This is a genomic window from Pseudomonas sp. Marseille-QA0332 (assembly GCF_054950175.1).
This window is the reverse complement of record NZ_CM143106.1, coordinates 2,828,977-2,850,639: the sequence shown is the minus strand read 5'-3', so window position 1 is coordinate 2,850,639 and position 21,663 is coordinate 2,828,977. Positions and strand designations below refer to the sequence as shown.

Annotated in this window: 16 protein-coding genes; 6 read left to right on the top strand and 10 right to left on the bottom strand. The window is 66.5% G+C overall.

Annotated elements, in window-relative coordinates; genetic code table 11:
• Positions 1-12: 12 nt before the first annotated feature.
• From accB to ACY8GK_RS13240, 4 genes are all read right to left on the bottom strand, one after another.
• On the bottom strand, positions 13-477 hold the full coding sequence (accB, locus tag ACY8GK_RS13255) for an acetyl-CoA carboxylase biotin carboxyl carrier protein (RefSeq protein ID WP_462401420.1): 465 nt from the start codon (positions 475-477) through the stop codon (positions 13-15).
• 96 nt (positions 478-573) lie between these two features.
• A complete protein-coding gene (gene aroQ, locus ACY8GK_RS13250; RefSeq protein WP_196176123.1) occupies positions 574-1,026 on the bottom strand; it encodes a type II 3-dehydroquinate dehydratase in 453 nt (150 codons plus the stop codon).
• 174 nt (positions 1,027-1,200) lie between these two features.
• The gene (locus tag ACY8GK_RS13245) at positions 1,201-2,988 is read right to left on the bottom strand and encodes a protein-disulfide reductase DsbD (protein WP_462401419.1); all 1,788 of its coding nucleotides are present in this window, start codon (positions 2,986-2,988) and stop codon (positions 1,201-1,203) included.
• An 89-nt stretch (positions 2,989-3,077) separates the two neighbouring features.
• Positions 3,078-5,039: a methyl-accepting chemotaxis protein gene (locus ACY8GK_RS13240; RefSeq protein ID WP_462401418.1), complete on the bottom strand. Its 1,962-nt coding sequence runs from the start codon at positions 5,037-5,039 to the stop codon at positions 3,078-3,080.
• A gap of 398 nt (positions 5,040-5,437) precedes the next feature.
• On the opposite strand from ACY8GK_RS13240, the gene ACY8GK_RS13235 reads away from it, so the two are divergent.
• The 4 genes from ACY8GK_RS13235 to speA all read left to right on the top strand — a co-directional run bounded on the left by ACY8GK_RS13235 (position 5,438) and on the right by speA (position 9,665).
• A complete protein-coding gene (locus ACY8GK_RS13235) occupies positions 5,438-6,505 on the top strand; it encodes a DUF2333 family protein (protein ID WP_196176129.1) in 1,068 nt (355 codons plus the stop codon).
• Complete coding sequence (locus ACY8GK_RS13230) at positions 6,505-7,041, top strand: NUDIX hydrolase (RefSeq protein ID WP_462401417.1); 537 nt, start codon at positions 6,505-6,507, stop codon at positions 7,039-7,041. Before ACY8GK_RS13235 ends, ACY8GK_RS13230 begins: the two co-directional genes overlap by 1 nt.
• A gap of 189 nt (positions 7,042-7,230) precedes the next feature.
• A complete protein-coding gene (locus ACY8GK_RS13225; protein ID WP_462401416.1) occupies positions 7,231-7,602 on the top strand; it encodes a translation initiation factor Sui1 in 372 nt (123 codons plus the stop codon).
• Between the two features lie 149 nt (positions 7,603-7,751).
• Positions 7,752-9,665, top strand: a complete 1,914-nt coding sequence (speA, locus tag ACY8GK_RS13220) for an arginine decarboxylase (protein WP_196176135.1) — start codon at positions 7,752-7,754, stop codon at positions 9,663-9,665.
• A gap of 50 nt (positions 9,666-9,715) precedes the next feature.
• On the opposite strand, the gene ACY8GK_RS13215 is transcribed toward speA, so the two are convergent.
• On the bottom strand, positions 9,716-11,080 hold the full coding sequence (locus ACY8GK_RS13215; protein ID WP_462401415.1) for an MATE family efflux transporter: 1,365 nt from the start codon (positions 11,078-11,080) through the stop codon (positions 9,716-9,718).
• A gap of 146 nt (positions 11,081-11,226) precedes the next feature.
• Here ACY8GK_RS13215 and ACY8GK_RS13210 point away from each other — a divergent pair, with 146 nt between their 5' ends.
• Positions 11,227-16,122, top strand: coding sequence for an alpha-2-macroglobulin family protein (locus ACY8GK_RS13210; RefSeq protein ID WP_196176139.1), 4,896 nt, complete (start codon positions 11,227-11,229; stop codon positions 16,120-16,122).
• A gap of 69 nt (positions 16,123-16,191) precedes the next feature.
• Here the strand turns inward: ACY8GK_RS13210 and ACY8GK_RS13205 are convergent, their stop codons facing one another.
• Positions 16,192-16,485 carry a hypothetical protein gene (locus ACY8GK_RS13205; RefSeq protein ID WP_196176141.1) on the bottom strand — a complete coding sequence of 98 codons (294 nt, stop codon included), beginning with the start codon at positions 16,483-16,485 and terminating at the stop codon, positions 16,192-16,194.
• 92 nt (positions 16,486-16,577) lie between these two features.
• Between ACY8GK_RS13205 and pbpC the strand changes: the two genes are divergently transcribed.
• Complete coding sequence (pbpC, locus tag ACY8GK_RS13200) at positions 16,578-18,923, top strand: peptidoglycan glycosyltransferase PbpC (RefSeq protein ID WP_196176142.1); 2,346 nt, start codon at positions 16,578-16,580, stop codon at positions 18,921-18,923.
• 14 nt (positions 18,924-18,937) lie between these two features.
• Here pbpC and ACY8GK_RS13195 read toward each other — a convergent pair whose 3' ends face one another.
• The 4 genes from ACY8GK_RS13195 to ACY8GK_RS13180 form a co-directional block, all read right to left on the bottom strand.
• Positions 18,938-19,720 (bottom strand): LuxR C-terminal-related transcriptional regulator, encoded by a 783-nt coding sequence (locus ACY8GK_RS13195; RefSeq protein WP_462401414.1) that lies wholly within the window; start codon positions 19,718-19,720, stop codon positions 18,938-18,940.
• 102 nt (positions 19,721-19,822) lie between these two features.
• Positions 19,823-20,293, bottom strand: a complete 471-nt coding sequence (locus ACY8GK_RS13190; RefSeq protein ID WP_196176146.1) for a prepilin peptidase — start codon at positions 20,291-20,293, stop codon at positions 19,823-19,825.
• A gap of 132 nt (positions 20,294-20,425) precedes the next feature.
• On the bottom strand, positions 20,426-20,986 hold the full coding sequence (locus ACY8GK_RS13185) for a DUF4136 domain-containing protein (protein ID WP_462401413.1): 561 nt from the start codon (positions 20,984-20,986) through the stop codon (positions 20,426-20,428).
• 19 nt (positions 20,987-21,005) lie between these two features.
• Positions 21,006-21,647: a DUF4136 domain-containing protein gene (locus ACY8GK_RS13180; RefSeq protein ID WP_196176150.1), complete on the bottom strand. Its 642-nt coding sequence runs from the start codon at positions 21,645-21,647 to the stop codon at positions 21,006-21,008.
• Positions 21,648-21,663 lie beyond the last annotated feature (16 nt).

The window sequence follows — 21,663 nt, the reverse complement described above, 5'->3', positions numbered from 1 at the left end:
GCTCTCCGCAGTTCAAACGATGGTGAACAGCGGCTGGTCGAACTCAACCGGCTGACCGTCTTCCACCAGGATCGCGTCGATGACGCCACCGATATCGGCTTCGATGTGGTTCATCATCTTCATGGCTTCGACGATGCACAGCGTGTCGCCCTTCTTCACCGTCTGGCCGACTTCGGCGAAGTTGGACGAGGTCGGCGACGGCTTGCGGTAGAAGGTGCCGACCATCGGCGAGCGGATCACCGTGCCTTTGAGCACCGGGGCTGCGGCTTCGGCGGCTGGCGCGGCGGCTGCAGGGGCAGAGGCCGGGGCTGCGGTCGGAGCGGGCGCGGCCACCGGGGCGGCGAAGTACTGCTGGCCGACCGGGGACTTGCTGTGGCGGCTGATACGAACCGACTCTTCGCCTTCCTTGATCTCCAGCTCGTCGATGCCAGACTCTTCCAGCAGTTCGATCAGTTTCTTGACTTTACGGATATCCATTAAGCATCAACTCCCAAGGTTCGGTCAGGGATGTAATTTGAAAACGTGTCGAGGACGTTTCTGTAAAACCCGTGCCCATCGGGCCGGGCCTTGTCATCAGGGCTGTGCGTGTGCAGCCAGGTATTCCAGCGCGGACTCCAGGGCCAACCGGTAGCCAGTGGCGCCAAGGCCGCAGATCACTCCCACGGCGACGTCGGAGAAGTAGGAGTGATGACGGAAAGGTTCGCGTTTGTGCACGTTGGAAAGGTGCACTTCGATGAATGGGATGCTCACCGCCAGCAATGCGTCACGTAATGCGACGCTGGTATGGGTGAAGGCGGCCGGGTTGATCAGGATGAAGTCCACGCCTTCGTTGCGCGCCGCGTGGATGCGGTCGATCAGTTCATACTCGGCATTGCTTTGCAGGTACTGCAGGTGATGGCCGCCAGCGCGGGCACGCTGTTCCAGATCCTGGTTGATCTGCGACAGGGTCACGGCGCCATACAGGCCTGGCTCGCGAGTACCGAGCAGGTTGAGGTTCGGGCCGTGCAGCACCAGTAGGGTCGCCATCTGCGGTTTCCTTGTTGTTCGGCAAGTCGATATAGCGCGGCGACTATGCCGCAAGCGATGGCAAGTGTCCAGTTCCCTGCAATAGCCGGCACGATGCCCGAGATTCGCGCAAAGTATGTGACCAAAAGCGGTTCTTTGGTCACTCTTGCCGGAAACTTCCCGCCAGTTGGGAAGTTAAAGCCCCAGGTCCTGGCGCATGCGTGACAGATGGCGGGCGAATTCTTCGACAGTGGTTTCGCCGACTACCCGATCGGCGGTCATTTCGCTGCCGTTCGCGGCAAAGAACAGCAAGGCGGGTGGGCCGAACAGCTGGTAGCGGTCGAGCAGGGCACGCTGGGCGGCGTTGCTTTCGGTGATGTCGAAGCGCAGGCGCACGAAGCCATCGAGCTGCTTGTGTATCGAGGCGGCCCCGAGCACTTCGCGCTCGATCACCTTGCAACTGATGCACCAGTCGGCATACCAGTCGAGCACGACCGGTTGCCCGTCCGCCTTGGCCTGGGCCAGTGCCGCATCCAGTTCGGCTGGCGTGGTGAGGGTGCGCCAGGCATCGACCTGCGCCGGCTGCGCTGCAGTGCCGGAGCTACCGACCGGCGTGCCCAGCGGACGCAGCGGATCTCCTTGGCCGCTCAGGGCGCCGTGCCAGCAGGCAAAGGCATAGCACAGCAGCAGCAGGCCCAGCAGTTGCGCCAGACGCTGGCCCGGTGTCTTGTGCGTGAACTCGAGCGTGCCGAGGAACAGAGCCACGCCGGCGGCCAGCAGCCCGACCAGCAGGAGTGTCAGCGGCGCCGGCAGGACACGGGCGAGCAGACCGATCGCCAGGCCTAGCAGCAGCACGCCGATGGCGTTCTTCACCGTCACCAGCCATGCACCGCTCCTGGGCAGCCAGGCGGCGCCGCCGGTAGCCATCAGCAGCAAGGGCGCGCCCATGCCCAGGCCCAGGGCGAACAGCTTCAAGGCGCCGCCGAAGGCATCGCCGCTGGCGCTGATGTACAGCAACGCGCCAGCCAAAGGCGCCGATACGCAGGGCGACACCAGCAGGCTGGACAGCACTCCAAGCACGGCCGCCCCGAGCAGCGAGCCGCCCTTGGTCCGGCTGGCGGCCTTGTCCAGGCGGCTGCTCAGGGCCTGGGGCAGCTTGAGTTCGAACAGGCCGAACATGGCCAGGGCGAACAGCACGAAGAACAGCGCGAAGGGTATCAGGACCCAAGGCGATTGCAGGCGCGCCTGCAGATTGAGCCCCGCGCCGAACAGGCCCATCAGCGCCCCGAGCACGGCGAAGCAGGCCGCCATCGGCAACACGTAGGCCAGCGACAGGCTCAGGCCGCGCAGGCCACCTACCTGGCCACGCAATACCACGCCGGAAAGGATCGGCAGCATCGGCAGCACGCACGGGGTGAAGGTCAGCCCGACGCCCGCCAGGAAGAACAGCAGCAGTGAGCGCCAGCTCCAGCCTTCCGGGGCGACGGCAGGTATCGACGCGGCGGGGGCCCCGGCGGCGCCAGGGATTTCCAGGCGTTCGGTTTGCGGCGGATAGCACAAGCCCTTGTCGGCGCAGCCCTGGTAGGTGACCTGCAAGGTGACGGGCCGCTGCCCGGAGGCTTGGCGAGGCAGTTCGATGTCGACGATGCCGTGGTACACCTCGACGTCGCCGAAGAACTCGTCGTGCTTGGCCTCGCCAGGCGGGATGCGAGCCTGGCCCAGGCCTGCGTCGGTCGGCTCGGTACGGAACTGGAAGCGATGGCGATACAGGTAATAGCCTTCCGCCGCGACGAAGCGCAAGGTGACGGTTTGCCGGTCGACGTGCTCCAGACTGAGCTTGAAAGCCTGGCGCACCGGAAGGAAGTCCGCGCTGGCATCCAGCGAGGCGGCGCCTAGGGAAGCGCTGGGTCGGTTGTCGAGCAGGCTGCTGGCGAAGGACGGGCTGGCCAGCAGCATGAACAGCAGCAAAAACAGGCGGCGCATGGCGGTCTCGCTAGGTAAAACGTGCGCGCATGATAACGGACTCTGCTCGGCTTGGGGCGGTGACGCAGCGATCAGCGCCTGGCGGGACGTCAGACGCGGAACGCGCGCACCGCCGTGTTCAACGCGTCGCCGAGCCTTAGCAGCTGTTCGCCTTGCTCGCGGCCCTCGCCGACGCGTTGCAGATTGTCTTCGCCCAGCGCATGGATACGCTCGCTATGGCTGCGGATGTCGCCGACCGCGCCGGTCTGCTGCGCGGTCGCGTCGGCGATGCGGGTCGCGGTAACGGCGATGGTGCCGATGGCGCTGACGATGGTGGCCAGCGCGCCATCGGCGGCCTGCGCCTGGCCTACGGTGGTTTCGGCATGCTCGAGCTGATGGCGCATGCCTTCGAGCGAGTCGCGGGCCGCCAGCTGCAAACGGTCGATCAACGCCTGGATCTCGCCGGTGGCGCCGGTGGTGCGTTGCGCCAGGGAGCGTACCTCGTCGGCCACCACGGCGAAGCCGCGACCCATTTCGCCGGCGCGGGCCGCCTCGATGGCGGCATTGAGCGCCAGCAGGTTGGTCTGTTCGGCGATCGAGCGGATCACCGTCAGCACACCGCCAATGGTCGCCGATTCCTCGGCCAGTTGCTCGATGGCCTGGGCATTGCCCTGGACCTCCTCGACCAGCGTGCGCAGCCCGGACAGACTCTGGCCAATCACCGCCTGGCCATGCTCGACGGCGCGGTCGGCGTCATGGCTGGCCAGCGCGGCGGACCTGGCATCGCTGGCCACCTGCTGGATGGTGGTTTCCAGCGCGCCAAGGGCATCGCGGATCAGCGCGGTGTCGCCGGCCTGGCGTTCGGTGCCATCGTGCAGCGCACTGCTCATGCCAGCCAGCGCCTGGCTGCTGCCGACCACTTGCTCGGCGTTGTGGCGCAGGGCGTCGACCAGCTCGACCAGATATTGGCGCAGGCGATTGAGCGATTCCTGGATATCGTGCAGCTCCCGGTTGCTCCGGCCCAGCGCGATGGGCTGGGCGAAATCCCCCTCGGCCCAGCGCGAGAGCGCCGGCGCCAGGTTGGTGAGCACGCGCGCCAGACGCCGCTGAAGACCATCGATGAGTACTGCGATCAGCAGGATCAGGCCGATCATCAGGCCCTGCATGACCCGCACTTCACGCTGGATCAGGGCATGTCGGGCGCGCACCTCCGGCTCCAGCGCGGCGATCGCCTGGCGAACCGACGCCAGCCGCTGCGCCGTGCTGCTGGCCAGCATGGCGCGTCGTTCGATCTGTTCGCGGGTGCGACGCAATTCCCCCGGATAACGACTGAGCAGGCCCTGCAGCTCGCGCTTGAGCGCCACCGCGGCATCTTCGCGCTGCTCGCTGGCCTCGCTCTGCAAGCCCATCATCGCCGCGAAATCGTCGGCGCCCGATTCGCGGGCACGGGTCACGCCGAGCAGCGGCAACTGCTCGATGAGTTCGGCCTGGGTGCGGATCGACTGCAATTCGCGCAGGACCTCATCGGTCAGTTCCGCGCGGCCGCTGCCGACCAGCTTGGCACGCGCCAGCGACAAGCGACCCAGGTGCAGAGTGGCTTCGAGCAGTGGCGACAGGTAGGCGCTGGCGTGCTCGCTGGCACTGTCCCTGGCATACACGGTGAGCTGCTCGAGGCTGGCGCCCAGTTCACGCTCGGCCTGCAACAGCAGGGCCTGGGGATCGCCGGCCAGCTTGCCGGCGCCAAGCAGTTCGTCGCCGGTGAAGGCCTGCAAGCCTTCGAGGCTCGGCCGCAGCCTGGTCGCCAATGCCGACGGCCATTCGGCCAGCGCCGCCTGCAATTGCTCGATGGCCTGCAGCGCCTGGGCATGACGAACCGCGTCGCCACTGGCCAGGTAGGCTTCGATGTTACGGGCCGCCTGGTTCTGGAAGCGCTGGGAAAGGTCTAGGTAGCGCTCCACCAATTGGTAGGGGCGCTCCAGGGCGCGCTGCGACCACCACAAGGTGGCCCCCAGAGCGAGGCAGACGGTGAGCAGTAGCAAGGTGTTGAAATTGGTGAGCCACTTCAGGCGCATAGCCGCAGACTTCCAGCGGGATCAGGTTAGGCTGCCGACCGTATTGCGTTTTCGTGACGCGATGATGACGAAGCCAGCCCATCGGGGAAAAATGTGGCTTTTTGCCTTTATGCTCGAGGTGGCTGGCAAGCAGCGCTGCGGCGGTTCCAGAACGACCCTGGCAATGCTCGGGGCGACGGTTTGCAGCCTCTGCGCGCGCGCCGATCTGGCACGCCCGCACAGGCCTTCGCCGGCTCGGGCGGCCTGTCTAGCTGGGGCGCGACGGCGACTGGCCAGGCTGGTCGCTTATCTTCCTGGCCTCGCTTGTTTTATAGTGCAGCGACCCGTGCTTGCCGCGGCACCCTGACCCGTGCCTGCGGTCCAAGCCCTGAACCGTCGTGACTGATAAGGACAATCCCATGCTGGACTGGAAAAACCGTACAGGCGAAGCCGAGCCCCGCGAGCGGGTCGATTCGCGGGGCGCCGCTACCCGTAGCTACCTCGGCGGCTTGTGGAGCAAGGCGCTGGGCATCGTGATCGGCCTCTACCTGCTGGTGTGCATTGGCCTGAGCTGGTACTGGAGCCAGGAGCCGGACCTGTTCCCGGTGCAGCAGGGTGCCCAGGCGGCCGCCGAGCGCAACGGGCAGAAGATGGTGGTCGGCTATACCACCATCGAGACCTTGAAAAGCGTCGCCACCACCTTGCTGGACAAGCCCGGCGGCTATATCTCCAACGACCGTTTCCCGCCGGGACTGTGGATGGACAACATGCCGAGCTGGGAGTACGGGGTGCTGGTCCAGGTTCGCGACCTGGCGCGTGCGCTGCGCAAGGACTTCGCCCGTTCCCAGTCGCAGTCGACCGAGGACGCGGACCTGGCGCGCGCCGAGCCGCGCTTCAACTTCGACCAGAAGAGCTGGATCCTGCCGTCGAGCGAATCGGAATACCAGGAAGGTATCCGTTCCTTGAGCCGCTACCAGGCGCGCCTGGCCGCTGGCGACCAGGGGGCCATCTTCTATACCCGCGCCGACAACCTCAACAACTGGCTGGGCGATGTCGCCACGCGCCTGGGCTCGCTGTCTCAGCGCCTGTCGGCCAGCGTCGGCCGGGTCAAGCTCAACAGCAACCTGAAGACCGAGACCGTGGTCGCCGGCCAGGCGCCGCAGGTGGATGAGGAAGTGGTGGAGACACCTTGGCTGCAGATCGACAATGTCTTCTACGAAGCGCGTGGCCAGGCCTGGGCACTGTCGCACCTGCTGCGTGCCATCGAGGTCGATTTCGCCGACGTGCTGGCCAAGAAGAACGCGACGGTCAGCGTGCGCCAGATCATTCGTGAGCTGGAAGCCTCGCAGGAAGCCTTGTGGAGCCCGATGGTGCTCAATGGCAGCGGCTTCGGCATGTGGGCCAACCATTCGCTGGTCATGGCCAACTACATTTCGCGGGCCAACGCCGCCGTCATCGACCTGCGCCAGCTGCTGTCGCAAGGCTGATGAGACTCGACTCCCGGGAACTGGCCCACCGCGCAGCCTCGGACGCCGAGCGGGTGGCCTGGGTCGACGAGCATGACCAGCTGCTCGGTGCGCTGCCACGCGCCGAGCTGCGCGAACGGGGCCTGGTCGGCCGCTGCACCTTCATCCTGCTGTTCAACGCAGCAGGGGAGCTGTGCGTGCATCGGCGCACCTTGAGCAAGGCCCTGTATCCTGGCTACTGGGACGTGGCTGCCGGCGGCATGGTCGCGGCGACGGAAGACTACGACCAGTGCGCGACACGCGAGCTGTCCGAGGAACTGGGTGTCGAGGGCGTCGAGTTGCGCTTTCACGAGACCTTCTTCTTCGACCAGCCCGGCAACCGGCTCTGGGCGGCGGTGTACTCGGCGACCTGGGACGGTCCGCTGCGGCTGCAGCCCGAAGAGGTCAGCCAGGCGTGTTTCATCGGCCTGTCCCAGGTCATGGCTGTCAGCCAGCACCAGCCATACTGTCCTGATTCCCTGGTGGCCTTGCAGCGTTTCCTGGCCAGCCGGGCCTGAGGTCGCGATTGTTTCCGGAAATGGCGCATTTCGCTACTTAGCAATGCCGGGGAATCTCGTTAAACTGCCCGGCCTTTTCGGGCGATCGCAACACCTGCGGTCGTAGCGCCGCCCCTGCCAGAGTGGGGCCTCGCGGTCGGTCCTGGCTCAGGTGCCGACCAGTTTTTGTCCTCAGCCAGAGGAACAAAAGTGGCCAAGAAAGCCTCATCCTTCGCCGCCCTGGGCGGCCTCGTGTATTCCACCGACGCCGGTCGGCACTGTCCCGACTGCAGCAAGCCGGTCGATGCCTGCAACTGCGGGCAGGCGCTCATCCCCGAGGGCGATGGCATTGCCCGGGTCCGCCGCGAGACCAAGGGGCGTGGTGGCAAGACCGTCACCTCGATCAGTGGCGTACCGTTGCCCGCCGACCAGCTCAAGGAACTGGCCAGCGTGCTCAAGCGCCGTTGCGGTACCGGTGGCGCCTTGAAGGACGGCGTCATCGAGATTCAGGGCGACCATGTCGAGCTGCTGATCGCCGAACTCGTCAAGCAAGGTTTCAAGGCCAGGAAGTCCGGCGGCTGAACCTTGCCCGCGCCTTCTGGCCGACGCTTCTAAACTCGCTTCCGTGGTCGGGGTCTACCCCTGGCATGGGAACCGTCAATTCTTCAGTTCTTGCACCGTGCGCGCCTGCTGGCGTGGCGGTGTTTCCGACTTCATGAAAGGGGACTTGAATGTCCGTACGACGCACACGCAAAGACGATGGCAGCCAGTGGACGGTCGGTGACAGCCGCAGTGTCTACGGGATCCGTCACTGGGGCGCCGGTTATTTCGCGATCAACGAGGCCGGGCGTGTCGAAGTACGCCCCAATGGGCCTGACAGCGCCCCGATCGACCTCTACGAACAGGTCGACGAGCTACGCAAGAGTGGCCTGTCCCTGCCGTTGCTGGTGCGCTTCCCCGACATCCTGCAGGATCGGGTGCGCCAGCTGACCGGCGCGTTCGACGCCAACATCGCGCGCCTGGAGTACCAGAGTCGATACACCGCGCTGTATCCGATCAAGGTCAACCAGCAGGAAGCCGTGGTCGAGAACATCATCGCCACCCAGAATGTCTCGATCGGCCTGGAAGCCGGTTCCAAACCCGAACTGCTCGCCGTGTTGGCGCTGGCGCCCAAGGGCGGCACCATCGTCTGCAACGGCTACAAGGATCGTGAGTTCATCCGTCTGGCGCTGATGGGGCAGAAGCTCGGGCACAACGTGTTCATCGTCATCGAGAAGGAGTCCGAGGTCGCCCTGGTGATCGAGGAGGCGACCGAACTCAAGGTCAAGCCGCAGGTGGGCCTGCGCGTGCGCCTGTCCTCCCTGGCGTCGAGCAAGTGGGCCGACACGGGCGGGGAAAAGTCCAAGTTCGGCCTGTCGGCCGCGCAGCTGCTGTCGGTGGTGCAGCGGTTCCGCGAGGCCGGGCTGGACAACGGCGTGCGCCTGCTGCATTTCCACATGGGCTCGCAGATCGCCAACCTGGCTGACTACCAGCACGGTTTCAAGGAGGCCATCCGCTATTACGGCGAGCTGCGTGCGCTGGGCCTGCCGGTCGACCATATCGACGTCGGTGGCGGCCTGGGCGTGGACTATGACGGTACCCACTCGCGCAATGCCAGTTCGATCAACTACGACATCGACGAGTACGCTGCCGTAGTGGTGGGCATGCTCAAGGAATTCTGCGACGCCCAGGGGCTGCCGCATCCGCACATCTTCTCCGAAAGCGGCCGCGCCCTGACCGCGCACCATGCCATGCTGGTGGTGCAGGTCACCGACGTCGAGCGGCACAATGACCAGGTGCCGACCATCGAGAACAAGCAAAGTCTGCCGGAAACCGTGCAATGGCTGGTCGACCTGCTCGGGCCGACCGACATCGAGATGGTCACCGAGACCTACTGGCGCGCCACCCACTACATCAGCGACGTGGCCGCGCAATATGCCGACGGCAAGGTCAGCCTGGCGGAAAAGGCCCTGGCCGAACAGTGCTACTTCGCCGTCTGCCGGCGCCTGTACAATTCGCTCAAGGCGCGCCAGCGCTCGCATCGCCAGGTGCTCGACGAGCTCAACGACAAGCTGGCCGACAAGTACATCTGCAATTTCTCGGTGTTCCAGAGCCTGCCCGATACCTGGGCGATCGGCCAGGTGCTGCCGATCCTGCCGCTGCATCGCCTGGACGAGGAACCGATGCGTCGGGCGGTGCTGCAGGACCTGACCTGCGACTCCGACGGCAAGATCAACCAGTACGTCGACGAGCAGAGCATCGAGACCAGCCTGCCGGTGCATGCCGTGCGCGAAGGCGAGGACTACCTGCTGGGCATCTTCCTGGTGGGCGCCTACCAGGAAATTCTCGGTGACATGCATAACCTGTTTGGCGACACCGACTCGGTGAACATCTACCAGAACGCCGATGGCAGCGTGTATCACGCCGGTATCGAGACGCACGACACCATCGAGGACATGCTGCGCTACGTGCATCTGTCGCCGGAAGAGCTGATGACCCACTACCGCGACAAGGTCGCCAGCGCCAGCATCAGCGCACGGGAGCGGACCCAGTACCTGGACGCGCTGCGGCTGGGCCTGACCCGCTCCTCCTACCTCTCTTCCTGAGGCCGGGGCCTGCCTGGCCATGCCTTGTGGCGGCCGGGCAGGCCCTCGAGTCACTGTCCGGGGTGACGGACTGGCGCGCCTGCCATCCAGCCATCGGCTCGCTGCAGGCGCCAGCCTGTCCAGCCGAGCGTTACCGCGCGCAAGGCCATGAAGCCCAGGAAGGCCAGCCATAGGCCATGATTGCCCAGCCCCGACAGGCTCCACGCCAGCGGTAGCGCGAGGAGCACGCTGAACAGCATGGCGTTGCGCATCTCGCGCGCCCGGGTAGCACCGATGAACAGCCCGTCCAGCAGATAGCTCCATACCGCCACCAGTGGCAGCAAGGCCAGGTAGGGCAGGGCCGGATAGGCAGCGGCGCGAACTTCGGCGATGTCGGTCTGCAGGTCGATGAACAGGTGGCCGGCGACAAGGAACAGCAGGGCGAAGCCTGTGCTCACGATCAGTGACCAGCTACCGGAAATCACCAGCGAACGACGCAGTATCTGGCGATCGCCAGCGCCGATCGCGTGGCCGCATAGCGCCTCGACGGCGTGGGCCAGGCCGTCCAGGGCATAGGCCGTGAGCATCAGGCCATTGAGCAGCAGGGCATTGGCCGCCACCGTCGCTTCTCCTAGCCGCGCACCTTGCAGGGCCACCAGCAGGAACACCAGTTGCAAGGCCAGGCTGCGCAGGAAGATGTCGCGGTTCACGCCAAGCAAGGGACGCCAGGCCGACCAGCGCCCGAGGGCAGCCCAGGCCATGCGCCCGGGATAGGCTCGCAGTGCCGGGCGGGTCAATGCCAGGCCGAGCAGGGCGGCGCTCCATTCGGCGATCACCGAGGCCCGTGCCGAGCCGAGCACGCCCCAGTCCAGGCCGAGCACGAACCACAGGTTGAGCACGACGTTCGACAGGTTGGCGACCAGCAGGATGACCAGCGGTGCACGGGCGTTCTGCATGCCAAGGAACCAGCCGACCAGCGCGTAGCTGGCCAGCGCGGCCGGCAGGCCGAGCAGACGGGTCTGGAAAAACGTTTCGGTGGCCTGATGCAGCGCCAGGCTCGGCTGCATCAGGTGCAGGGCCAGCCGGCTGAAGGGCGCGGCCAGTATCGCGATCACACTCGCGAAGAACAAAGCCAGCAGCAAGCCCTGGACCAGCACCTGGCGAAGTGCGGCGCCATCGGCGCGCCCGGCGGCCTGGGCGGCGAAGCCTGTGGAACCCATGCGCAGGAAACCCATCAGGCCGACGATGAAGGTGAACAAGGTGGCGCCGACGGCCACCGCGCCCAGTTGGTGGGCATGCGGCAGATGCCCGATGACGGTGCTGTCCACCAGCGCGACCAGCGGCACGGAAACATTCGAGAGAATCATTGGCGCGGCCAGCCCCCAGACCTTGCGGTGGGTGGCGCGGTCACGCCAGTCGGCGCGAAGAAGTGACATGCGGGCTCCTGTGGCAAGGCGGTATTGTAGCGGACGTGCCACTGGCACCGGGCGCGTTTCGTCCCGCCTGCTGTCGATGCGCCATAACGCTTGCCGTTGCGCTATAGTTGGCGCCCTCACGAACACGCTGCCGAAGAGTTTCCCCCATGCTCGACAAAGGACTGTTGCTGGCCTGCGCTCTGGCGCTGCTCGCTGCCTGCGATTCCGCGACGCCGGACAAGACCGCCGCGTCCAAGCCTGCCACGCCGCAAGCCGCGGCTCCGGCGCCCAAGCGCGAGGATCCGGCACTGCTGGCCAAGCGCTATGCCGATCGCGAACTCACTGTGCTGGACGTCTCGGAAGTCCAGCTCGACGGTGCCAGCACCCTGTCGATCAGCTTCTCGGCGCCCTTGGATGCCGAGCAGGATTTTGCCGCCAAGGTACACCTGGTGGACACGCTCAAGGGCAAGCTCGACGGCGCCTGGGAACTCTCCGACAACCAGATGGAGCTACGCCTGCGCCATCTGGAACCTCGGCGCAAACTGGTCCTGACCGTCGAATCCGGGCTGCTGGCGGTCAATGGCAAGCGCCTGGCCGAGGAGTCGGTCACTCGCCTGGAGACGCGCGACATGCAGGCCACCGTTGGCTTCGCCAGCCGCGGCTCGCTGTTGCCCACGCGACTGGCGGAGGGCCTGCCGGTCATCGCGCTCAACGTCGACAAGGTCGATGTGGAGTTCTTCCGCATCAAGCCAGACACCCTGTCGACCTTCCTGGCCAACTGGGGACGCAACAGCAGCCTGGAATACTATCAGTCCAAGGAACTGCTCGACCTGACCGAGCTGGTCTACAGCGGTCGCTTCGAGCTGTCGCCAGCGCGCAATACCCGCGAAACCGTGCTGTTGCCAATCGCCGGGATCAAGCCGCTGCAGGCGCCGGGTGTGTACCTGGCGGTGATGCGCGCCTCGGGCACCTACGATTATTCGCAGCCGGCGACGCTCTTCACGCTCAGTGACATCGGGGTCTCGGCGCACCGCTACCGCGATCGCCTGGATGTGTTCGCTCAGGCGTTGGAAGGCGGCAAGGCGCTGAGCGAGGTCAAGCTGGAGCTGCGTGACGACAAGGGCAAGCTGCTGGCCCAGGCCAGCACCGACGGCGCCGGGCATGGCCAGCTGCCGATCACCCCCAAGGCAGATACCTTGATCGCCACCCAGGGTAGCAACACCACGCTGCTGCGCCTGGGGAGCGCCGCGCTCGACCTGGCCGAGTTCGACATCACCGGGGCTGCGGCCAACCCGCTGCAGTTCTTCGTGTTCGGCCCACGCGACCTGTACCGCCCTGGCGAGACCGTGCTGCTCAATGGTCTGTTGCGCGACCAGGATGGCAAGCCGGTCAATGCCCAGCCGGTCAACGTGGAAGTGCGTCGTCCCGATGGCCAGGTCAGTCGCAAGTTCCTCTGGGAGGCCGATGCCAACGGCTTGTACCAGTACCAGTTGCAGCTGGCTGGCGAGGCGCCGACCGGACGCTGGCAGCTGCTGATCGACCTGGGCGGCGGGCGCCAGCAGGTGCAGGAGTTCCTCGTCGAGGACTTCCTGCCCGAGCGCCTGGCGCTGGAACTCAAGGGCAGCGAAGTGCCGCTGGGGCCGGACGAAACTGCCCGCATCCAGGTCGCAGGGCGCTACCTGTATGGCGCCCCGGCGGCGGGCAACCGGCTGGGCGGGCAAGCCTACGTGCGGCCATTGCGCGAAGCGGTCGAGGCCTTGCCCGGGTACCAGTTCGGCTCGGTCACCGAGGCCGACCTGAGCCAGGACCTGGAACTGGACGAAGTCACCCTCGACAAGGCCGGCAAGGCCACCCTGGACATCGACAGCCGTTGGACCGAAGCCCGTTCGCCGCTGCTGCTCACCGTCCAGGCCAGTCTGCAGGAGTCCGGTGGCAGGCCGATCACCCGGCGCCTGGAGCAGCCAATCTGGCCGGCCGAGCGGTTGCCTGGCCTGCGCGGTCTGTTCGAGGGCGACGAAACCGACGGCGATGCGCCGGTCAGCTTCGAGTTCCTGGTGGCCGACCGCCAAGGACACAAGCTGGCTGCCGAGAACCTCAAGGTCCGCCTGATCCGCGAGCGTCGCGACTACTATTGGAACTACTCGCAGAGCGATGGCTGGAGCTACGACTACAACGAGAAGTTCCTGACCCAGAGCGAGCAGAGCCTGAGCATCCAGGCCGGTGGCACCGCCAAGCTCGACTTCCCGGTCGAGTGGGGCCCGTACCGGGTCGAGGTCGAGGACCCCGAGACCGGCCTGATCAGCAGCGAACGCTTCTGGGCCGGCTACCGCGCCCAGGACAACGCCGATGGCGGCGCTGTGCGTCCCGACCAGGTCAAGCTGGCGCTGGACAAGCCCGCCTATGCCGACGGTGCCAGCGCCCAGGTCACCGTCACCCCGCCTGCGGCCGGCAGCGGTTACCTGATGATCGAGTCCAGCGACGGCCCGCTGTGGTGGCAGGAAATCGAGGTGCCCGCCGAAGGCAAGACCTTCGAGGTGCAGCTGGACCGCAAGTGGGCACGCCACGACCTGTATGTCAGCGCCTTGGTGATCCGTCCCGGAGACCGCAAGGCCAATGCCACGCCCAAGCGCGCGGTGGGCATTCTGCACCTGCCCCTGGACCGCGCCGGGCGCAAGCTGGACCTGAGCATCCAGGCGCCGGACAAGATGCGCCCCAAACAGCCGTTGACCGTGAAGTTCAAGGCCAGCAATGCCGATGGCAGTACGCCACGGCAGGCGCATGTGCTGCTGGCGGCGGTGGATGCCGGGATTCTCAACATCACCGACTTCAAGACCCCGGATCCTTTCGCCAGCCTGTTCGGCCGCAAGGCTTATGGTGTCGACCAGCTGGATATCTACGGGCAGTTGATCGAAGCCGGCCAGGGCCGCCTGGCCAGCCTGGCATTCGGTGGCGACGCGGCCATGGCCAAGGGTGGCAAGCGACCCAATACCAGCGTGACCATCGTCGCCCGGCAAAGCCTGCCAGTGACCCTGGATGAAAAGGGCGAGGGCGAGGTCAGCGTGGACATACCCGACTTCAACGGCGAGCTGCGCCTGATGGCGCAAGCCTGGACCGACGAGCAGTTCGGCATGGCCGAAGCCAAGACCGTGGTCGCCGCGCCGCTGATCGCCGAGCTGTCGGCGCCACGTTTCTTGGCCGGTGGCGACCGCACCAACCTGGCCCTGGATTTGGCCAACCTGTCCGGTCAACCTCAGCAGCTGACCGTCCAGACCAGCGCCGAAGGCCAGCTGGAACTTGCCGAGGGCGGGCAGCGTCAGGTGACCCTGGCCAAGGGCCAGCGCATCACCCTCATGGTCCCGGTACAGGCGCGTGGCGGCCTGGGCCAGGGCAAGGTGCGCGTACGGGTCGATGGCCTGAACCTGCCGGGCGAGGCTGCTGGTGCGTTCGAGCGGGAGTGGACGCTTGGCGTGCGTCCGGCTTATCCGGCCATGCTCAAGCACTACCGCGTCGCCCTGACCGACCAGCCGTGGATGTTGCCCGAGGCGGACCTGGCCGCCTTCGAGCCTGCCGGCCTGCAAGCGAGCCTGGCCTTGTCGAGCCGCCCGCCGTTGAACCTGGCCGAACAGATCCGCGCGCTGGAAGCCTACCCATACGGCTGCCTGGAGCAGACCACCAGCGGCCTGTACCCCTCGCTCTACGCCGATGCCGAAAGCCTCGCGCGCCTTGGCATCAAGGGCGAACCGGAGCAGGCACGCAAGCGCAAGATCGAAATGGGCATCGAGCACATGCTCGGCATGCAACGCTACAACGGCAGCTTCGGCCTGTGGAGCGCCGACGGCGACGAGGAATACTGGCTGACCGCGTATGCCACCGACTTCCTGCTGCGAGCTCGTGAGCAAGGCTACGCAGTGCCGGCCGAGGCGTTGAAGAAAGCCAGCGAGCGGTTGTTGCGCTACGTGCAGGAACGCAACCTGATCGAGGCCGATGCCAGCCAGGACATCGAGCACACCCGGTTCGCCGTGCAGGCCTATGCCGGACTGGTCCTGGCGCGTAGCCAGCAGGCACCGCTCGGCGCCCTGCGCAGTCTGTTCGAGCGGCGCGCCGATGCCCGCTCCGGCCTGCCGCTGGTGCAGCTGGCCATCGCCCTGGACCAGATGGGCGACAAGCCCCGGGCGCAACAGGCCTTGCAGGCGGGCCTGAGCGTGCCGCGCAGCGACGGCTGGCTGGCCGACTACGGCAGTGCCCTGCGCGACCAGGCGCTGATCCTGGCCCTGCTGCAGGAAAATGACCTGGCCGGCAAGCAGCTCGACCAGCGCCTGTTCGCGCTGTCCGACGAACTGGCCGCCAATCGCTGGCTCTCCACCCAGGAGCGCAATGCCTTGTTCCTGGCCGGTCGCGGCCTGCTGGGCAAGCCGCAAGGCAAGTGGCAGGCGCAACTCGATAGCGGTAGCGAAACACGAGCGCTGAGCGACACCCAGTCGGGCCTCGAGCTCGAAGGGTCGGCCCTGGCTTCACCGCTGGTGGTGCGCAAGCAGAGCGGCGAAACGCTGTATCAGCAACTGACCCTTTCCGGCTATCCACGCCAGGCACCGCCGGCCAGCAGCAATGGCCTGGAGATCCGTCGCGACTACCTGACCCTGCAAGGACGGCCGCTGGATCTGGGCAACCTGCGCAGCGGCGACCTGGTACTGGTGCACCTGGCGCTGCGGGCCAGGACTCTGGTGCCTGACGCGCTGGTCGTGGACTTGCTGCCAGCGGGCCTGGAGCTGGAAAACCAGAACCTGGCGCAGAGCGCTGCCAGCCTGGATGCCGCCAGCAGCGCGGTGAAGGAGTGGCGAGAGGCGATGCAGAATGCCAACCTGGTGCACCAGGAGTTTCGCGACGACCGGTATGTGGCGGCGCTCAAGCTGGACAGCTATGGCACTACCCACTTGCTGTACCTGGCGCGGGCAGTGACTCCGGGTGTCTACCAGGTTCCACCGCCACAGGTGGAGTCGATGTACCGGCCCAACCTGCAGGCCATTGGCGAGACGCAAGGGCAGATGGTGGTCAAGGGCCGTTGAGCGAAGCCGGGGCCGGGCCCACGGGTCCGGCCCCAGCGCCTGCCTGCCGGTTGGCGCCGGGCCGGCATCTCAGTGGACGACCCAGCTCAATACCCACAATCCCAGCAGCAGCCAGATGATTCCCAGAATGACCGAGGCGCGCATGAAGGCGCGCACCGCCGAATACAGCAGCGCCAGGCCGACGATCAGCGCCAGGATGCTGATCAGCGAGGTGTCCATGCCCAAGGTCCGCGACAAGCCGTCGATGAAGTTGCCGCCGGCGTTGGCCAGCACATTGAACAGGCCGCTCAGGGCATCGACGATGATGCGGATCAACGAGCCCAGCGCCTGGCCCAGCCATTCGAAAAAGCCTTCTACATGCATAGTCGTATCCTGATCAGGGTACCGGCGTCGCTGCCGTTGCCAAGGCTTTGGCCATCTGCCGGTCGCTTCGGTTCCCCAGTCGAGGGCAGGCGATGCTAGGCCGCATCGCTGTTCGCTCGCGCTGGGCGTGGGTTTGTCTGGCAGGCCTGTCGCTGGCGTTGGCGCTGTTGTGGCTGGCCGACCGGATCTGGCCGCTGCCGCTTCCCAGCGATGGACTGGCCCGGGTGGTGCTGGCCGAAGACGGCACGCCGTTGTGGCGGTTCGCCGATGCCGAAGGCGTCTGGCGTTATCCCGTCAGCCCGGAACAGGTCTCGCCGCTGTACCTGGAGGCTCTGTTGAACTACGAGGATCGCTGGTTCTACCAGCATCCGGGTATCAACCCACTGGCACTGGCACGCGCGGCCTGGCTGAACCTGCGAGGCGGACGGGTGGTGTCGGGCGGCAGTACCTTGTCGATGCAGGTGGCGCGTCTGCTCGATCCGCATGCCCGGACCGTGCCAGGCAAGCTGCGCCAAATGTGGCGCACGCTGCAGCTGGAGTGGCATCTGTCCAAGCACCAGATCCTGCAACTGTACCTGAACCGGGCGCCGTTCGGCGGCACCTTGCAGGGCGTGGCCGCCGCCAGTTGGGCCTACCTGGGCAAGTCGCCCAAGGAACTGACGCCTGCCGAGGCGGCGCTGCTGGCCGTGCTGCCCCAGGCACCCAGCCGGCTGCGTCCGGACCGCCACGCCGAGCGTGCCCGCCGCGCCCGCGACAAGCTCCTGGAACGCCTTGACCAATACCAGGTGTGGCCAGCCAGGCGGATTGCCGAAGCACGCGAGGAGCCCTTGCTGCTGGCACCACGCCAGGAACCGGCACTGGCCCCGCTGCTGGCCCGCAGGCTGAACCGGGCCGATAGCCCACCGCTGATCCGCACCACCATCGACGCGGCCTTGCAGCGTCGCCTCGAAGACCTGCTGCTGAGCTGGCGCGCCCGCCTGCCTGAGCGCACGTCCGCCGCGCTGCTGGTAGTCGAGGCCAGGACCATGGCGGTGCGTGCCTATCTGGGCTCGCTCGACCTGGACGACGCACGGCGCTTCGGCCACGTCGACATGGTGCAGGCGCTGCGCTCGCCAGGCTCGACGCTCAAGCCTTTCCTGTACGGCCTGGCGCTGGACGACGGCCTGATCCATTCCGAGTCCCTGCTGCAGGACGTACCGCGGCGCTATGGCGACTATCGTCCCGGCAATTTCTCCATGGGTTTCAGTGGTCCGGTCTCGGCCAGCTCGGCACTGGCGCTTTCGCTCAACCTGCCGGCCGTGCAGCTGCTGGAGGCCTACGGTCCGAAGCGCTTCGCCGCACAGCTGCGAATGGCCGGCTTGCCACTGGCTCTGCCACCGCTGGCCGAGCCGAACCTGTCATTGATCCTCGGCGGCGCTGGCAGCCGCCTGGAAGACCTGGTCGGAGGCTACGCGGCGCTGGCGCGCGATGGCAATGCCGCCAGGATTCGCCTGCAGCCCGATGCGCCTTTGCAACAGCGACGCTTGCTGTCGCCGGGTTCGGCCTGGATCGTGCGGCGGATACTGGCCGGGCAGGCTCGCCCAGAGCTGGACCCGCATGCCGAGCTGGTACAGCGCCCGCCACTGGCCTGGAAGACCGGGACCAGCTACGGCTTCAGGGATGCCTGGTCGATCGGCGTGGGCCCGCGCTACTTGATCGGGGTATGGATTGGCCGCCCCGATGGCACGCCGGTGGCCGGTCAGTTCGGTTTGGCTTCGGCGGCACCGCTGATGTTGCAGGTGCACGATCTGCTCAGCAGTCGCGACAGCCAGCGCGGAATCGCCGCGCCGGTGCTGCGCAAGCCGGCAAGCGTGGGCGTGGCGGCGATCTGCTGGCCGCAGGGGCAACCCCTGGAACGCAGCGACCCGAACTGTCGCCGCCAGCGCTTCGCCTGGACCCTCGACGGCACCACGCCACCTACGCTGCAGGCGGCGGACCAGCCGCTCGGCCTGGGGTTGACGGAAAGCCTATGGGTCAACGCCAACGGGCTGCGGGTCGAACAAGGCTGTCCCGGCGCCCGGCGTCGCGTGGTCGCGCTGTGGCCGGCGCCCTTGGAACCCTGGCTGCCGGGTGCCGAACGGCGTGCTTCACGGCTGCCGGCGGTAGATCCGAGCTGTCCACCAGCCAGGCCGAACGTGGCGGCTCCGATGTCGATCGTCGGCGTGCGCAACGGGGACCGTCTCCAGCGGCCGAGCGCCAGCAGCGAGCCTTTGCAGCTGCAAGTGTCGGCGCTGGGTGGCAACGGCCAGCGCTGGTGGTTCCTCGATGGCCGGCCGCTGGGAGAGACACGCAACCAGCAAGCGCTGCCGGTACGCTTCGAGCATGAAGGGCGCTTCGAACTCAGCGTGCTGGACGATAGCGGCGAAACGGCCCGGGTGGAGTTCCGGGTCGTCGACTGAGGCGCCCGGCAGCCTCAGTGGCTGGCCAGGCGGCGATGGATGGGCGATGAGCCCGGAGCGAGTGCCAGGGCCAGTTGGGTCCTGTTATGCATGTGCGTCAGCCGAAGGACCTGGGAAACGTAGAGCTTGACGGTATTCTCGGTGATGCCCAGGTCGCAGGCGATCTGGTAGTTGGTCTTGCCCTGGCCGACCAGCCTGGCCACTTCGAGCTGGCGCGGCGAGAGCTTGTCGAAGATCGCGGAGCATTGCTCGGGGCCGGGTTCCAGGGGTAGGTCACCGGCGCGACGGTAGCCGCCCTGACCCCGCGCCCGTTCCAGGTCGTGGTAGAGGTCTTCGACGCAACTGGCCAGTTCCTGCAGGCGTCGATTCAGGCGACCGAGCTCCTGGAAGCCGCTGTGTCGCTCCAGGATGGCGCGTTCCTGTCGGCCCACGGCCGCCAGCAGTTCCTGGAAATCCGGCGGGCATTGATAGTAGTCGGCGAAGCCGGCACGCATGGCCTCGAGCACGCGCGCTTCGTTGGCGGCATCGGCCAGCATGATGGCCTCGAAGACCCGCTGGCCGCCCCCGACCCGCCTGAGCGCCTGGATCAGCGCGGCGGCGCCTTCATCGGCAGGCTGCAAGGCGCAGATCACCAGCCCGATATGCGGATCGGCCTGGTACGAGGCGATGCCTTGCGCACTGTCAGCGGCCTGCACGCAGGCGTAGCCGTTGCTTTCGAGAAAACCGGCCAACGCCTCGACCACCCGATGCCGATCATCGATGATCAGCACTTTCACTTCACTGACGGACTTGCCCACATTCGACTCCCTGTTGAACGGATACTGCTTCCATGCCAGCCGCGCTGTGCAGGACATAACCTCAATACAGGAAAAATTACAAGACTGTCGACCAGCGCGCGCTCATTGGAGCCACAGGGCCGCCAGCAAAAACCCTGTCAACACGTAGGGCGCAAAGGGCTGCCGGTCACCCAGCTCCTCGAGCAGGCGCTGCAGGCGCTTTTTCAGCCTGGGGCTGAGCAGGCTCCACAAGCGCCGGCGACCGAGGATCCACAGCAGCACGGTCAATCCCGCGCCAATGAAGGTGCCCAGCACGTATTCATGGCTGGTCGCCAAGGCCAGCGCACCGAGCAGCTTGACGTCGCCAGCCGCGAAGCGACCGAGCAGGTAGCCAGGCAGCGTGAGCAGCATGACGATGGCCAGGCCCCAACCGGCATCGCTGGACTCGGCCCCGAGCCAGGTGCGTCCGGTGCAGAACAGCCAGGCCAGTGCGCCCGCCGCCACGCCCATGGTCAAGGTATCCGCGATCCTGCGCTGGCGAATGTCCTGTTCGCTGCACAAGGCAAGCCACATCAAGAGAACAATGCTTTGCATCGACCGATCGCCATCCTGTTCATCGAGCTGATCCATACCGCCTTGAAGGCTCTCTTTTCAGGGTAGACGGAATCGGCCGAGCGGGCTCGCAAGGTACGGCAAAATGCACCGCCCGGCCCCGATGGACATGCCTCAGCGCGGCGGATAGTTGGCCATCAGCTGGGCAACGGTCTTCTGAATGGCGCTGTTGCGCTCCTGCGGACTAGGTGGATAACTGTTCATGATCTGCTCGGCACTGCCGCGCCAGACTAGCTTGCCATCGCGGCCGTCGAACAGGTCGACCTGGAGGGTGGCGACCTTGTAGTCCACGCTGCGCGTCTCGTTGTACATCGGCCCGCCCCAATAGCCGCCCCAGTAGCCACCCCAGGCGCCGCCGTAATTGGTGGTGATCTGCTGCTGGCGGTCCTCCACCACTAGGTAGGCCCGTACCGTCACGTCAGGCCTGGCACCGCCTTGCACCGGGCGCAGGCCGCGCTGGTCGAGCTGCCCGGCGACGGCCTGGCGAATACGTTGCTCGGTCAGGTCGCTCTTGATCCGCGGGTCATCCGGTCGGTACTGCAAGGCCGGCTCTCGCCAGGCCCAGCTGCGGTACGCCGCGAAATCGCGACTGGCATCGAAATCCTGGGTTACGTTGGTGCCTGCACAGGCGGCAAGCAGCAGGGCAAGCGACAGCAGGACGAGACGGGGCAACATGGTGATTCTCCGATAGTCATCAGCTAGGGGGATAGCCACTGAGGGCCTTGCGCAGCGCCTGGCGCAAGGCCTCTTCACGCTCGCGCGGCGAGCCGCCATCGCTGCCGCTTTCGGCGCTGGCGCTCCACACCGGCTGGCCACTGCGAGCATCGAACAGCTCGATACGCACCACCATGACGTCGACCGCATAGGTACGCACCACTGGCACGCTGCCGTAAGCACCGTAGCCGTGTCGGTAGCCGCCGTAGCCCAGCCCCGCCGAGGGGTAGCCAGCATAGGGATAGCCGCCGTAGTAGTCGTCATAGTCGCGGACCTGGCGCAAGCGTCGTTCCAGGCGCATGCTCGCGGCGACCAGCAGGTCGGGTTGGCCGTTTCGCGCAGGACGCAGGCCCTGCTGGTCGAGCGCGTTGCCAACGGCATCGGCCAGCTGGGCCGGATCGCTCGTGGCATTGCCCGTTGGCAACTGGCCGTTGCGCCAGCTCCAGCTGCGGTAACGGCCATAGTCACGGGGCGTTGCCGGATAGGCACTGGCATCGAAGGTGGCGCTGGCCTGGGGTGGGGCAGGCGGCAACGGCCTGGAGCTGGCGACATAGGGGTTGCTGCCCTGGCAAGCGGCCAGGGTCAGGCAGGACACGAACAGGGCGAAGCTTCGGTACACCATGTGTTCCTCCTGCCGG

Coding starts and splice junctions, on each gene's coding strand:
- pbpC (WP_196176142.1), top strand. CDS start 16,578: ATGCTAGGCCGCATCGCTGTTCGCTCGCGCTGGGCGTGGGTTTGTCTG.
- ACY8GK_RS13210 (WP_196176139.1), top strand. CDS start 11,227: ATGCTCGACAAAGGACTGTTGCTGGCCTGCGCTCTGGCGCTGCTCGCT.
- ACY8GK_RS13190 (WP_196176146.1), bottom strand. CDS start 20,293: ATGCAAAGCATTGTTCTCTTGATGTGGCTTGCCTTGTGCAGCGAACAG.
- ACY8GK_RS13185 (WP_462401413.1), bottom strand. CDS start 20,986: ATGTTGCCCCGTCTCGTCCTGCTGTCGCTTGCCCTGCTGCTTGCCGCC.
- ACY8GK_RS13240 (WP_462401418.1), bottom strand. CDS start 5,039: ATGCGCCTGAAGTGGCTCACCAATTTCAACACCTTGCTACTGCTCACC.
- speA (WP_196176135.1), top strand. CDS start 7,752: ATGTCCGTACGACGCACACGCAAAGACGATGGCAGCCAGTGGACGGTC.
- accB (WP_462401420.1), bottom strand. CDS start 477: ATGGATATCCGTAAAGTCAAGAAACTGATCGAACTGCTGGAAGAGTCT.
- ACY8GK_RS13230 (WP_462401417.1), top strand. CDS start 6,505: ATGAGACTCGACTCCCGGGAACTGGCCCACCGCGCAGCCTCGGACGCC.
- aroQ (WP_196176123.1), bottom strand. CDS start 1,026: ATGGCGACCCTACTGGTGCTGCACGGCCCGAACCTCAACCTGCTCGGT.
- ACY8GK_RS13205 (WP_196176141.1), bottom strand. CDS start 16,485: ATGCATGTAGAAGGCTTTTTCGAATGGCTGGGCCAGGCGCTGGGCTCG.
- ACY8GK_RS13245 (WP_462401419.1), bottom strand. CDS start 2,988: ATGCGCCGCCTGTTTTTGCTGCTGTTCATGCTGCTGGCCAGCCCGTCC.
- ACY8GK_RS13235 (WP_196176129.1), top strand. CDS start 5,438: ATGCTGGACTGGAAAAACCGTACAGGCGAAGCCGAGCCCCGCGAGCGG.
- ACY8GK_RS13215 (WP_462401415.1), bottom strand. CDS start 11,080: ATGTCACTTCTTCGCGCCGACTGGCGTGACCGCGCCACCCACCGCAAG.
- ACY8GK_RS13180 (WP_196176150.1), bottom strand. CDS start 21,647: ATGGTGTACCGAAGCTTCGCCCTGTTCGTGTCCTGCCTGACCCTGGCC.